Source organism: Mycobacterium talmoniae, from assembly GCF_001854525.1.
Classification (GTDB): Bacteria; Actinomycetota; Actinomycetes; order Mycobacteriales; family Mycobacteriaceae; genus Mycobacterium; species Mycobacterium talmoniae.
The window spans coordinates 1-12143 of sequence record NZ_MLQM01000163.1 but is presented as its reverse complement, the minus strand read 5'-3'; the positions used below and the strand labels follow the sequence as shown (position 1 = coordinate 12143).

Genomic DNA, 12143 nt, shown 5'->3' with positions numbered 1-12143 from the left:
CGGGGGCGCTGCGCGGGGCCACCGGGGCGATCAAGGAGCTGGAGCGGCGGCAGAAATCCCGGCACACCCGGGCGTCGCGGGATGCGCTGGACCGGGCGTTGATCGATTTGGCCACCTATTTCCGGGATGCGCTGCTGGTGGCGTCCGGGGCCGGCGCGGTGGCGGCCAACCACCCGGACATGGCCGAGAAGGTGGCGGCGCTGGCCGCCCACGCCAGCCCGGAACGGCTGCTGCGCTGCATCGAGGCGGTGCTGGCCTGCCGCGAAGCGCTGACCGTCAACGTCAAACCGAAGTTCGCCGTCGACGCCATGGTCGCCACCATTGGTCAGGCGTTGCGCTCCGACCTGTAAACTCACCTGCGCCCGGACTACCGGGCAGGCCGCCTTAGCTCAGTCGGTAGAGCGATTCACTCGTAATGAATAGGTCAGGAGTTCGATTCTCCTAGGCGGCTCCAAATGTGCTCCCCCCTTGCGCGAGCGTGCGTGTCCCCGGTCGACACACCGCGCGGAAACCCGGGTTTGCGCACCCTCGCGCCGTGCCCGCGGCCTAGCCTGGCGGCTGAGCCAGACGGGACAGGAATGCGTGAACGGCCACGGGGTCTTCGGCAGCACGCAGCAGGCGATTACCGGCGGGAAGGTGCTGCAAAGCGATGCGGATCGCGCGGCGGTCGTCGGGGCGCGCCTGGCTGATAACGGAGCGGGGATCGCGCAGTGCCACGGCTGACAGCGCGACCAGGTCCTGGGCATGGCGTTCGGGGTTGCGGCTGTCCACGACCCACGCGCGGGCCTTGACCACCAGACTGCCCAGCAGGGTCGGGCGGCGGATGTAACCCTCGCGCCCGTTGAGGTTTACCGGCACCCGCTCGGCTCTGGTCAGCGCCTGGTTGCCGCCAGGGGCCGCCAGCCCTGGTCGTCCCGAGCTCGTCTTCGGGTACCGCCGCTGGCGATCGAGTCCTTCCGGGAGCATCACGTCGATAGTCGTTCTGTCGCGGATGAACCGGTAGCCATAGCCGTCACTGGTGGGACTCTCAGTGAAGCCGTTGTCGGTCAAGTAACTCGTGGTGCTGCGCAACGCATCCCGGCGTGTCCAAACCCCGACGACCACATCGCCGTCGTCGGTGGGGCGGTGCACGGTGATGGCGTGCTCAGTCAAATGCAGGGCGGTCATCTGTCCACCCACCAGTACCCAGGGCGGCGGGTCGGTCTCCTCGAAGTCCAGCAGCGTCGCCCACATCGCCTGCTGGTGTTCGGGCATCTGGGGCAGCGCTACTGATTCCCGCTCGAGCGTCGGAATTTTCTCTGGGGTGCCGCGCAGGGTCTGGTCCCAGGCGTGCAGATCGCCGCGGGTGAGCGAGGTGGCTTTCTCGGCCGCGAGCTCGCGCAGCGCACGTATGTGCCGTTCGCGTACCTGTTGATCCAGTGCCGGCGCGAGCCCGATGCGGGTGCAGAGACGACCTACCGCTTTGCTGATGTCCGCGGCGCTGGCCGGGGTCTGGTCGGGGGCGGAATCCTTGATGGCACAAAATATTTCGGTCGCGCCGGGCACCGACTGTCCCGTGATGGCGGCGATAGCGGCCAACGCCTCGCCGTTGCCGGGGCTGGTCGGTTCTGGCACGGTCATTCCTTCCGCACCGCGCGTAGCGCCTCGGCGATCAGTTCGCATCCGGCGGCTCGGGTGCGCGCGTCGGTGTCCTCGGCGAGGTCGGCACCTGCGATGAGCCGCGGAGCGGTCGTGGCTCCGAACGGCGCGGCGTCGGCGACCCGCAGTGTGAGGTTGCCTCGCGCACTCTCGATCAGGAAGAACTCCTCCACCAGTTCGCGGCGGGTCTGGTCGCTGACGTAGGCGTCGGCAGCTCCGCCGGTCGACAGCCCGATGCTGTACGTAGTGGTGGTGCTGATGCCGGTGGCCAAGAGATTGTCGGTGCTCAGCAGCTGGGCCAGGTCGCGTTCGCCGACCCGGTACCGGTGTATCGACTGCGCTCGCCGTGACAGCCAGCGCTGCACCAACGCGCAGGTGTGGGCGTCGCGAATCGCGGCGTGCGCGAGGCGGTTGCGCAGACGGTAACGCTCGGCCGAGGTGAGTCCGTCGTCGAGGCCGTCGCACAATGCGGCGGCGGCCCAGGCGATGCGCGGTGCGAAGGATCGCCCGGTGGCACCAGCGGCGACGAGATCGGCGTGGCGGTCCAGACTGTCGGCGTCGACCAGCCACTGGCTGCCGGCCCGCGTCGCGGTCAACGTGCCGGCGGCGATGAGCGCGCGCACGCGAGAGGGGTGGACGCCCAAGCGCTGAGCGGCCTGCTGCGCGGTGACAACATCGACCATATACACAACTATAGCGACTTCGATATAGATGTGTATATATCTGCTGGAATCGACGCTGCCATCGGGCCGTGCAGCGTTGACCGCGGTCCGCCGCGTCCCACCGCCGCGGGGTTAAATCGGCCAACGACGCGGCGAACTCCGCGCGCTGCGGGCGGGCAAGGCCGCGGACGCTGACCGTCGCGACATTGCGCAGCCGGGTAACAGCCCTTGGCCCAACAGATCCCCGCCCGGTGCTGGACCCGGCGGGGATCGGTCGTGGGGTCAGACGACGCCCTTGAGCGGATTGTGCCCGACATACATCTGTTCCATCCGGGCCTCGTCGACCCGGTTGCGGATCTGTTGCGCCTCATGCTGGTCGCGGATGACCTTGGCGAGGTTGAAGCAACTGGTCACTAGGAACAGCCCGCAGATGGCGAGAAACCCTCGCTGCCAGACGGATATCGGCAGGAAGGTGATGCCGATGGCCAGGGAGCTCAGCGACACCCCGAAGGCGATCGCGGACTGCGCGAAATAGGCGTTGGTGTTACGGAGAAGTGGTTGCGGTGTTTCCATGCCAGAAATCGTCGCACCCTGGCCGGGCCGCTCCGGTAGGCAATATTACTCAACTTCGCGCTACCGCGGCGCCACGTACCCCACCGGACCCGAGGCGATACACACCGACAGTGCCGCGGTGTCGGCCCGCACGCTGATGTCGTTGCCCGCGCCGGGCAGCCGCACATAGACCCGGTTCAGGCCGGGATGCACCGGCACTTTGGTGGCGGGACCCTCGGATAGCGCCAACGTCATCGAGCCGTCCACGTTGGCCAGGTAGTTGATCTCGGCGGTCCAGTCCGCCGGCAGCAGCGGACCGTCCAACACCAGCCGCGTCGGAATGTCGGGCTGCGCAAAGTATCCGCACCGCGGCACCGGGCCCGGCACGATCGTGCGGACCCAGGTCACCTGCGCGTCGGCCAGCCGGCCGGAGCTGTCCAGCATCCGTAACAGCGGTGTCGCCGAAGCGAATTCGGGACGGTCGGGCAGCAGTGCGAACAGGTGGCTGGCCCGGTTTTCCGGCCCGACCACCCGCTGCAGCACCAGCGGGTCGACCTCCTGATCGAGCAGTGGCGCATCGGAGGCGGCGCGGGCGGCGGCCAGCGCGTGCCGGGCGTGCCGCAAATAGGGCTCGGCCGGGTTATCCCGCCACGACGCCAAAAACGTCGCGGTGGAATACAGACTGCTGGCCACGAACAGCGTCGCCAAGCCCACGGTCACCGCGGTGCGCGGTGCCGAGGCGTTCAGCCAGCGCGACGAATCCCGGTTCGGCGCACACAATCCCACGCCCGCCAGCAGGGCCAGCACCACCACCAGGTCGGCCAGATACCGCAGCGTCTGGGCGAGCTCCAGCGCGGTGAACGCCGACGAGCGCATCAAATAGATCGGCACCTGGCAGGCCGCCGCGTAGCCGACCGCGGCCAGCCACACCGCACCGACGCGCCGCTTGCGCAGCAGCGAGACCGCCGCCACGCCGGCCAGCACCAGCCAGCCCGCCACCATCACCGTCGCGCCGGGCGCGGCCCACGGCGACGCCGGCGCCCACCGGTCCCAGGACCACGGCCCGCCGGCCAGCGCGGGCACGATGCCGTGGGTGACCGAGCGGCGCAACAGATCCCACGTCATCGCCAGATCGAAACTCCACCGCCGCTGATTAACCACCGTCAGGTACAGCGCGATCCAGGCCGCGGTCAGCGCCAGCGACGCCGTCCACAACCGGCGCCCGGCACGCCACACGGTCGCTACCGAGGCCCGGTCACCGCGCACGTGGGCCAGCAACGCGGTCACCGCGAACGCGACGAACGGGATCACCGCGGCCTTCTCGAAAAACAGCAGGCCGCCCAGGTACGCCAGCACCCCGGTCAGCGCGTAGCGCTGCGCGCCGGTGCGCACCAGCAGCATCGCGTCGGCGCACACCCAGGCCAGCGCGGCCAGCATCGGCAGCGCGTTGAGCGCCGCCGACCACCACGCGAAGGCCGGCAGCCCCAGCGGGCAAAACAGCGCGAAGGTCAGCGGGATGAGCAGCACCGGCCGCCACCCCAAGATCACCCACAGTGCCCGCAGCAGCGCCAGCGACGCCAGCAGCTGCAGCACCACCAGGCTGACCGCCGGACCGGCCCAGTCCAACGGCCAGCACCGGGTGATCGCGCCGGCGAGCAGGAACGCGGCCGGCATGACATGCCCGTCGTGGTCGTCGAGCAGATACGACGACGACAGCAGGTCATGGGTGCCGGCCCGGCCGATCAGGATCAGATCGTCCCAGTAGAAGTAGCCGCCGAACGCCAGCACCGCCCGCACCACCAGCTGGACGACGATCAGGACCGCCGCGGTGGCGGCGACCCACGGAAGGCGCGTCGTCCGGGCGGTCATAGCTCTTTCTTACCGGTCGGTATGGTGGGCCGGTGCGTGCACTGGTCACCGGCGCGGCCGGGTTCATCGGGTCCACGTTGGTCGACCGTTTGCGGGCCGACGGGCACCGCGTCCTCGGCCTGGACAACTTCGCCAGCGGGCGGGCCACCAACCTCGAGCACCTCAGCGACGACCCCGAGTTCGTCTTCGTCGAGGCCGATATCGTGACCGCGGACCTGGCCGCGATCCTCGACCAGCACCGGCCGGAGGTGGTGTTTCACCTGGCCGCGCAGATCGATGTGCGGCACTCGGTGGCCGACCCGGCCTTCGACGCGTCGGTCAACGTCATCGGCACGGTGCGGCTGGCCGAGGCGGCCCGGCGCGCGCAGGTCCGCAAGATCGTGCACACCTCCTCGGGCGGATCCATCTACGGCACCCCGCCGTCCTATCCGACCAGCGAAGACGTCCCCACCGATCCGGCGTCGCCGTACGCGGCGAGCAAGGTCGGCGGCGAAATCTATCTCAACACCTTCCGCAACATGTACGGGCTGGAGTGCAGCCACGTCGCGCCCGGCAACGTCTACGGGCCGCGCCAGGACCCGCACGGCGAAGCCGGTGTGGTGGCGATCTTCAGCCAGGCGCTACTGTCCGGCAAACCCACCAAGATCTTCGGTGACGGCTCCGACACCCGCGACTACGTGTTCGTCGACGATGTGGTCGACGCCTTCGTCAAGGCGTCCGGGGCGGCCGGCGGCGGGCAGCGATTCAACATCGGCACCGGGGCGGAAACCTCGGTGCGGCAACTGCACAGCGCGATCGCGGCCGCGGTCGGCGCCCCCGACGACCCGGAATTCCACCCGCCGCGACTGGGCGATCTGAAGCGGTCCTGCCTGGACATCAGCCGTGCCGCCGCGGTGCTGGGCTGGCGCCCCCAGATCAGCCTGGACGAGGGCCTGCGCCGCACCGTGGCCTACTTCCGTCAGGACCGTGAGCAGACGTAAAAGCGTTCGCGACCGTGCGGTTTCATACGCCTGCCAGCCGTATCGCGGATGACACCGCACAGTCGGCGCGATTTCGGCGGAAACTACCCCTGCTCGGGGGGCTGGGCGCCTTCCAGGGCGATCGCCCGGGCCAGCCGGGCGTAGCGCAACTCCAAATCCTTGAACCGCATGTAGGTGCTCAAGGTGGTGAAGATGAACGCGATGATCAGCACGTACAGCATCAGGTCGGTGCCGCGTTTGACCCCCAGCAGCTGCGCCAGCACGGTGGTGTCGTCCGGCCGCAGCACCGCGTACACGCCGGCGAGCACAAACCCGACATAGCCGACCTTGACCCAGGCCCGCGACTTCGCGCTGGTGCGCGACCGCAGCAACCCGAACAACGCCACGATCGCCACGATCAGCAGCACCTGAATCCAGTGGATGGTCATCGCGGCATCCTTCCCCGCAGCAATTCGTCGAAGATGATGTTGACGCCGTTGAGCAGCGGCTGGCCCTTGGACTTCGAATACGCGGTGTAGAGGATTTCGATCGGTTCTTCGACCACCCGCCACCGGTTTTCGTCGATGAGCATGATGAATTCGCTGGCGTGGCTCATCCCGTTCATGGTGATGTTGAGCCCGTCGGCGACGGTTTTGTTGAACACCCGCAGGCCGTTGTGGGCGTCGGTCAACCCCAGCCGCCGGCTGCGTCGACTCAGCCGGGCCGCCGTCTGCAGCACAATCCGTTTGGCCAGCGGTGGGCGGCTGCCGCCCGGCCGGGCGAAGCGGGTGCCGATCACGATGTCGGCCTCGCCGGCGGCCAACCGCCGCACCATCGCCACCACGTCGGCGACCCGGTGCTGACCGTCGGCGTCGAAGGTGGCGAAGGCCTGGGCGCCGGGCTGGCGGCGGGCGTATTCGACACCGGTCTGAATCGCCGCGCCCTGTCCCAGGTTGACCGGGTGGCGCACCAGGTGCGCCCCGGCGCGGCGGGCGATCTCGCCGGTGCCGTCGGCGCTGCCGTCGTCGACGCAGACGACGTTGCGGAAAACCGAGCGGACCTCGGCGACGACCTCGCCGATGACGGTGGCCTCGTTGAATGCCGGTATGACGATCCACACGTCGGGGTAGGGGGCGGCCGTGTCCATCAGGTCCATTACGCCAACAAGCTACACGCTGATCAGCGGTCGGCCCGGGTCAGCGCGGCCAGGTGGACGGCGATTCCCGCCAACGGACCGCTCACCAGGGCGACCACGGCACGGGTCTGCAGATCCAGCGGCACCAGCAGCAGCAGCGTCGACGCCAGAGTCGCGCCGACCCAGCCCAGCGCGTAGGCGCGGTGCAGCGCGGCCGCCACCGCGGCGGCGCCGGTCAACGTCAACATGGCCATCACCACGGCCGCGCCGGTCAACCCGGCCAGCAACGCGCCCGACGCCCGGTAGTCGGCGCCGAACGCGGCCCGCAGCAACCACGGGCCGAGCAGCCCGGCGGCCAGCACCCCCGCCGCGCCGACCCCGGCGATCACCACCGCCGGCGACAGCAGCGCCCGCAGCCGCCGGCTGCGCTGATCCACGAAGTGGGCGATCAGGTTGCCCTGCATGGCGGTCAGCGGCACCAGCAGCGGCGCCCGAGTCAGCGTCACCGCCAAGATGACCACGCCGCCTTCGGCGCCGAGCTCGCCGTAGGTGGCCTTCAGCAGCACCGGAAAACCCATCACCAGGATCGCGCTGGCCCCGGCCGCGGTGATCGAATGCGCGGCCCCGCGCAGGAAGGTCGTGGTGCTCACCGGGGTGAGCAGTCGGGCGGCCGCCCGGGTCACCGGGGAGCCGACCAGCAGCAGCAGCCAGGCCACCGCCCCGGCCACGGTGGCCCACAAAAACCCGACCAGACCCCAGCCGATCACGAAGGTGGCGGTGGCGACCCCGACCCGGATGACGGCGTCGGTGACCATCAGCGCCCCGTACTGGGTCCACCGGTTGGCGCCGGCCAGCATCCCCAGCAGGGTGGCGTGCAGGCAGAACCCGGCCAGCCCGACGCTCAGCAGCCCCACCGACAGCCAGCGCGCGTCGGCGAACACTGGGCCGCTCCACAGCGGCGACGTGCCGGTGATCACCGCCGCGGCGGCCAGCCCGAGCAGCGCGGCCACCCGCAGCGGCCGGGTGACCCGCCCGGGTGCCGGCACGCCGAACTGGATGGACCGGATCTCCCGGGTGGTTTCTTGCAGCAAGCCGTTCGCGGCGCCGGTGACCAAGCCGAACGCCCCCCAAAACACCGCGAACACCGAGAACCCGTCGGGGGCCAGGTCGCGCGCGGCCAGGTACACCACCGCGTAGCCGCACAACGCGGTGACCGCGGTCGCGGTGGCCACCCGGGCCACGCTGCTGCGGGTGGCCGGGCCCAGCGTCGAGCCGGTGGTCATAACGCCGGGACCGCCGTCGAATACAGCCACGCCTGCCACAACGGCTGCAGCGACACCGACGCATAGTTGGCGGCCAGCCCGGTGAAGTCGTCGGTGTCGGCGCTGCCGTGTCGGTAGCGGGTGGTCCAGTCCCGCAGCAGCGCAAAGAAATTCGCATCGCCGAGCTCGCCGCGCAGCACGTGCAGGGTCAGCGCGCCGCGCTTGTAGACGCGGTCGTCGAACATGTCGGCCGGCCCCGGGTCGGCCAGCAGCAGATCCTGCGGCGACCCTTCCAGCCGCCGGTGATAGCTGCGGGCCAGCTCGGCGGCGCCGGGTCCGCCGGAGTGCTCGGACCACAGCCATTCGGCGTAGCAGGCGAAGCCCTCGTGCAACCAGATGTCACGCCACCGCCGGGCGGTGACGGAGTTGCCGAACCATTGGTGGGCCAGCTCGTGGGCGATCAGCCGCTCCGATTTGCCCGCGCCGTCGCAGTGGTTGGCCCCGAAGATCGATATCCCCTGCGCCTCTAGCGGGATCTCCAGGTCGTCGTCGGTCACCACCACGGTGTAGCCGCCGGCCAGCGGATACGGCCCGAACAACCGGGTAAACAGCGCCATCATCTCGGGTTGTCGGGCGAAGTCGTGGTCGAAGTGGTGCCGCAGCCGCTCCGGCAGCGCGGCCTGCATCGGCACCGTGGTGTCGGCCAGCCGATGGGTCGCGTACCGGCCGATCTGCAGGGTGATCAGGTAGGTGGAGGTCGGCTCGGCCTGCTCGTAGGTCCAGGTGGTGTAGCCGGCACGGGCCCGCCGCGACACCAATTCACCGTTGGCGATCGCCTGGTAGGCGTTGTCGGTGCTGATCTGGATGCGGTAACTGGCCTTGGCGGCAGGGCGGTCGTCGCAGGGAAACCACGACGCTGCGCCGTTGGGCTGCCCGGCGACCAGCACCCCGTCCGACAGTTCCTCGAAACCCACTTCGCCCCAAAGGCTTTGGATCGGCCGGGGTGAGCCGCAGTAGCGGATGGTGATCGGCAGGGCAGCCCCGGCGGGCAGTTCGGCGGCCAACGTGATGCGCAGCTTGCCGCCCGACGCCGCGAACCGCGCCGGGCGCCGCCCGCCGACCCACACCTTGGTCACCGACAGCGTCTCGGCGAGGTCCAGGGTGAAGCTGCGCAGCGGCGCCAGGGTGACGGCGGTGATGACGGCCGTGCCGGCCAGCCGATTCGACGCGATCTTGTAGGTCAAATCCAGTTCATAGCGGGACACCCGGTAGCCGACGTTGCCGGTGGTCGGCACGTACGGGTCCACGACCGGCGCCGCCAACTGGCGTGCCGATTTCTTGGCGGATTTCTTGGCCGGGCTGCTCATGCCGCCGACTCCTCCCGGCCCTTGTCGGCGCGGCGGCGCTTCTTGGCCGACACCGTCCACGGCGCGATCGGGTTGCCCTGCCACCGGGTCGAGGCCGGCACTTGATCGCCGCGCATCACCAGCGACGCCGGCCCGACGGTGGCGCCCGCCCCGAGCCGGGAGGCCGGCAGCGCCACACAGTTGGGGCCCAGGGTGGCGCCGGCGTCCAGGACCACGGCGTCCATCCGCATGATCCGGTCGTGGAACAGGTGGGTCTGCACCACACAGCCGCGGTTCACCGTGGCGCCGCGGCCCAGGCGCACCAGATCGGCCTCGGGCAGCCAATACGTTTCGCACCACACGCCGCGGCCGATCTCGGCGCCCAGGGCGCGCAGCCACAGGTTCATCACCGGCGTGCCGGTCGCCGCGCGGGCGAACCACGGCGCGGCCACGGTTTCGACGAAGGTGTCCGACACCTCGTTGCGCCACACGAACGACGACCACAGCGGCCGGTCCGTCGCCCGGATCCGGCCGACCACCAGCCATTTCGCCACCACGGCGGCACCGCCGGCCACCGCGCCCGCGCCCAGCAGCACCACCCCGCAGCCCGCCGCCGCCCAGCGGTAGCCGAATTCGGTTGCCAGCCACTGCAGCACACCCAGCACGCTGACCCCGATCGCGAAGGTCACCAGCACCGGGATCAGCCGGCACGTCTCGACCAGCGCGCGCATCAGCTTCAGCCGCAGCGGCGGGTCGAAGGTGCGGTCGGTGTCGGCGTCGCTGGCCTGCCGGCGCAGCCGCACCGGCGGGCTGCCCAGCCACGACGATCCGGTTTTGGCCTTGTGCGGCGCGGCCGAGAGCACCGCTACCAGCGCGTCGTCGGGCACCCGCCGGCCGGGCTGGGTGATCCCCGAGTTGCCCAGGAATGCCCGCTTGCCGATGCTGGCCTGGGCGACGTGGATCCAGCCGCCGCCCAGCTCGTAGGAGGCGACCATGGTGTCGTCGGCCAAAAACGCCCCGTCGGCCACCACGGTGAACTTCGGGGTTTGCAGCACCGTGGAGATCTCGGTGCCGCGGCCCACCTTGGCGCCCAGCAGCCGCAGCCACCACGGGGTGAGCAGGCTGGCGTACAGCGGGAACAGATAGTTGCGGGCCGAATCCATCAGGCGTTCGGTGGCCCACAGTTGCCAGCCGACCCGGCTGCGCACCGGGTGATACCCGGCGCGCAGCCCGATCGACAGCAGCCGCACCCCCAGCACGGTCGCCGCGGCGTAGCTGGCCAGCGCGGCCAGCGCCGCCACCGGCGTCCAGGCCGCCGCCGGGCCGATGGCCGCGGTCAGCGTGGCGGTGTCGCGCACCGCCCAGCCCAGCACCGCCAACCCGGCCCCCAGCGCCGCCAACGGCAACCCGCCCAGCAGCAGCGACGTCAACCCGTACATCGCCACCCACGCCGGTCGCCGCGGCGGCCGCTGCTGCGGCCAGGGATGGCGGGCCTTGCCCGATTTCACCGCCGGCGAGCCGCTCCAGTACTGGCCGTTTTTCACCTTGCCGATCACCCCGGAGCCCGGGGCGATGTCGGCGTCCTTGCCCACCGACGCCCCGGGCAGCAGCGTGGTGCGGGCACCGACGGTGGCGTCGTTGCCGACCGTGATCGGCCCGACGTGGAAGACGTCGCCGTCGATCCAGTGGCCGCACAGGTCGACCTCCGGTTCGATCGCGCAGCGGTGCCCCAACGTCAGCATCCCGGTCACCGGCGGGGTGGAGTGCAGGTCCACCCCCTTGCCGACCCGGTTGCCCAGCGCCCGGGCGTAGTAGACCAGCCACGGCGCGCCGGCCAGGTTCTCCGCGCCGCTGGCCGTGGCCAGCCGTTCGGCCAGCCACACCCGCAGGTGTTCGCCGCCGCCGCGCCGGTAGCTGCCCGGCTGCAGGCCGGACAGCAGCAGCCGCGCCGCCAGCACCGCGATGCCCATCCGTCCCGGCGGGGTGACGAACAGCAGGAACGCCGCGAGCACCCACCACCAGTCCAGGTGGGCCAGCCAGGCAACCGGGTGCAGCTCCGCCGCGGTGTTGTTGAGCACGGCCAGCCAGGTCACCCACTGCAGACCGGTCAGGGCGGCCAGCGGCAGCGCCGCCAGCAGCTGCGCGGCCTGGGTTCCCCGCGGGGTGGGCGACACCGCCCGCGGCGCCACCTCCAGCGGCGGGTCGAGTTCGGCGACGTCGTCGAGGAACCCGGCCAGCGAGCCCAGCCGGGGATGGTCGTAGAGCTGGGCCACGGTCAGCTGCGGGTAGCGTTGGCGCAGCGCGGCCACCAGCTGGGCGGCCTGCAACGAGCCGCCGCCGAGCGCGAAAAAGTCGGCCTGCGGTCCGTCGACCGGCGCGGCCAGCACCTCCCGCCACAGCCCGGCCAGCCAGCCCAGGGTGCCGGACAGCTCGTCGCCGGCGGCCGGTTCGTCGTCCAGCGGCCAGGGCAGCGCGTCGCGGTCCACCTTGCCCGAGGTGCGGGTGGGCAGTTCGTCGACCAGCACCAGCCGCGGCACCAGCGCCGGCGGCAGCGTGCCGGCCAGCGCGGCGCGCGCGGCGGCCAGGTCGAACCCGGGGTCGGCGCTGGCGATGTAGCCGACCAGCAGCGGGGTGCCGCGCGCGGTGCGGCGCACCGCGGTCGCGCCGCCGCTGACCCCGGGCAGCGCCATCAGCGCGGCATCCACCTCGCCGAGCTCGAT

The 12143-nt window shown here is 70.8% G+C and carries 11 protein-coding genes and 1 tRNA gene; 3 read left to right on the top strand and 9 right to left on the bottom strand.

All coding sequences use genetic code 11. From position 1 onward, the window contains the following. On the top strand, positions 1 to 350 hold a 350-nt coding region (locus BKN37_RS21910), incomplete at its 5' end, for a DNA polymerase III subunit delta' C-terminal domain-containing protein (RefSeq protein WP_278184968.1). Positions 351 to 378: 28 nt separating this feature from the next. Then, positions 379 to 454, top strand: a tRNA-Thr gene (locus BKN37_RS21905). 92 nt (positions 455 to 546) lie between these two features. Here the strand turns inward: BKN37_RS21905 and BKN37_RS21900 are convergent. The 4 genes from BKN37_RS21900 to BKN37_RS21885 all read right to left on the bottom strand — a co-directional run bounded on the left by BKN37_RS21900 (position 547) and on the right by BKN37_RS21885 (position 4721). After that, positions 547 to 1614 (bottom strand): hypothetical protein, encoded by a 1068-nt coding sequence (locus BKN37_RS21900; RefSeq protein ID WP_131823670.1) that lies wholly within the window; start codon positions 1612 to 1614, stop codon positions 547 to 549. 2 nt (positions 1615 to 1616) lie between these two features. Continuing rightward, entirely contained in the window at positions 1617 to 2321 is a 705-nt protein-coding gene (locus BKN37_RS21895; protein WP_071029058.1) for a helix-turn-helix domain-containing protein, read from the bottom strand. 261 nt (positions 2322 to 2582) lie between these two features. After that, positions 2583 to 2873 (bottom strand): YiaA/YiaB family inner membrane protein, encoded by a 291-nt coding sequence (locus BKN37_RS21890; protein ID WP_071029057.1) that lies wholly within the window; start codon positions 2871 to 2873, stop codon positions 2583 to 2585. Between the two features lie 60 nt (positions 2874 to 2933). Further along, positions 2934 to 4721, bottom strand: coding sequence for a hypothetical protein (locus BKN37_RS21885; RefSeq protein ID WP_071029056.1), 1788 nt, complete (start codon positions 4719 to 4721; stop codon positions 2934 to 2936). 32 nt (positions 4722 to 4753) lie between these two features. Here BKN37_RS21885 and BKN37_RS21880 point away from each other — a divergent pair, with 32 nt between their 5' ends. After that, on the top strand, positions 4754 to 5701 hold the full coding sequence (locus BKN37_RS21880; RefSeq protein WP_071029055.1) for an NAD-dependent epimerase/dehydratase family protein: 948 nt from the start codon (positions 4754 to 4756) through the stop codon (positions 5699 to 5701). Positions 5702 to 5784: 83 nt separating this feature from the next. Here the strand turns inward: BKN37_RS21880 and BKN37_RS21875 are convergent, their stop codons facing one another. The 5 genes from BKN37_RS21875 to BKN37_RS21855 form a co-directional block, all read right to left on the bottom strand. Further along, a complete protein-coding gene (locus BKN37_RS21875) occupies positions 5785 to 6123 on the bottom strand; it encodes a DUF2304 domain-containing protein (RefSeq protein ID WP_071029061.1) in 339 nt (112 codons plus the stop codon). Positions 6124 to 6125: 2 nt separating this feature from the next. Then, entirely contained in the window at positions 6126 to 6827 is a 702-nt protein-coding gene (locus BKN37_RS21870) for a glycosyltransferase family 2 protein (RefSeq protein ID WP_071029060.1), read from the bottom strand. Between the two features lie 32 nt (positions 6828 to 6859). Continuing rightward, positions 6860 to 8098: a polysaccharide biosynthesis protein gene (locus tag BKN37_RS21865; protein ID WP_071029054.1), complete on the bottom strand. Its 1239-nt coding sequence runs from the start codon at positions 8096 to 8098 to the stop codon at positions 6860 to 6862. Continuing rightward, the gene (locus BKN37_RS21860) at positions 8095 to 9444 is read right to left on the bottom strand and encodes a M1 family metallopeptidase (protein ID WP_071029053.1); all 1350 of its coding nucleotides are present in this window, start codon (positions 9442 to 9444) and stop codon (positions 8095 to 8097) included. Before BKN37_RS21860 ends, BKN37_RS21865 begins: the two co-directional genes overlap by 4 nt. Beyond that, positions 9441 to 12143 (bottom strand): Pls/PosA family non-ribosomal peptide synthetase (locus tag BKN37_RS21855; RefSeq protein WP_071029052.1); only part of this gene is annotated, 2703 nt, incomplete at its 5' end. The genes BKN37_RS21855 and BKN37_RS21860, both read right to left, overlap by 4 nt.

What these genes read in the sequence shown, in the direction of transcription:
- BKN37_RS21895 (WP_071029058.1), bottom strand. Translation starts at nt 2,321, where the DNA reads ATGGTCGATGTTGTCACCGCGCAGCAGGCCGCTCAGCGCTTGGGCGTC.
- BKN37_RS21860 (WP_071029053.1), bottom strand. Translation starts at nt 9,444, where the DNA reads ATGAGCAGCCCGGCCAAGAAATCCGCCAAGAAATCGGCACGCCAGTTG.
- BKN37_RS21865 (WP_071029054.1), bottom strand. Translation starts at nt 8,098, where the DNA reads ATGACCACCGGCTCGACGCTGGGCCCGGCCACCCGCAGCAGCGTGGCC.
- BKN37_RS21870 (WP_071029060.1), bottom strand. Translation starts at nt 6,827, where the DNA reads ATGGACACGGCCGCCCCCTACCCCGACGTGTGGATCGTCATACCGGCA.
- BKN37_RS21885 (WP_071029056.1), bottom strand. Translation starts at nt 4,721, where the DNA reads ATGACCGCCCGGACGACGCGCCTTCCGTGGGTCGCCGCCACCGCGGCG.
- BKN37_RS21890 (WP_071029057.1), bottom strand. Translation starts at nt 2,873, where the DNA reads ATGGAAACACCGCAACCACTTCTCCGTAACACCAACGCCTATTTCGCG.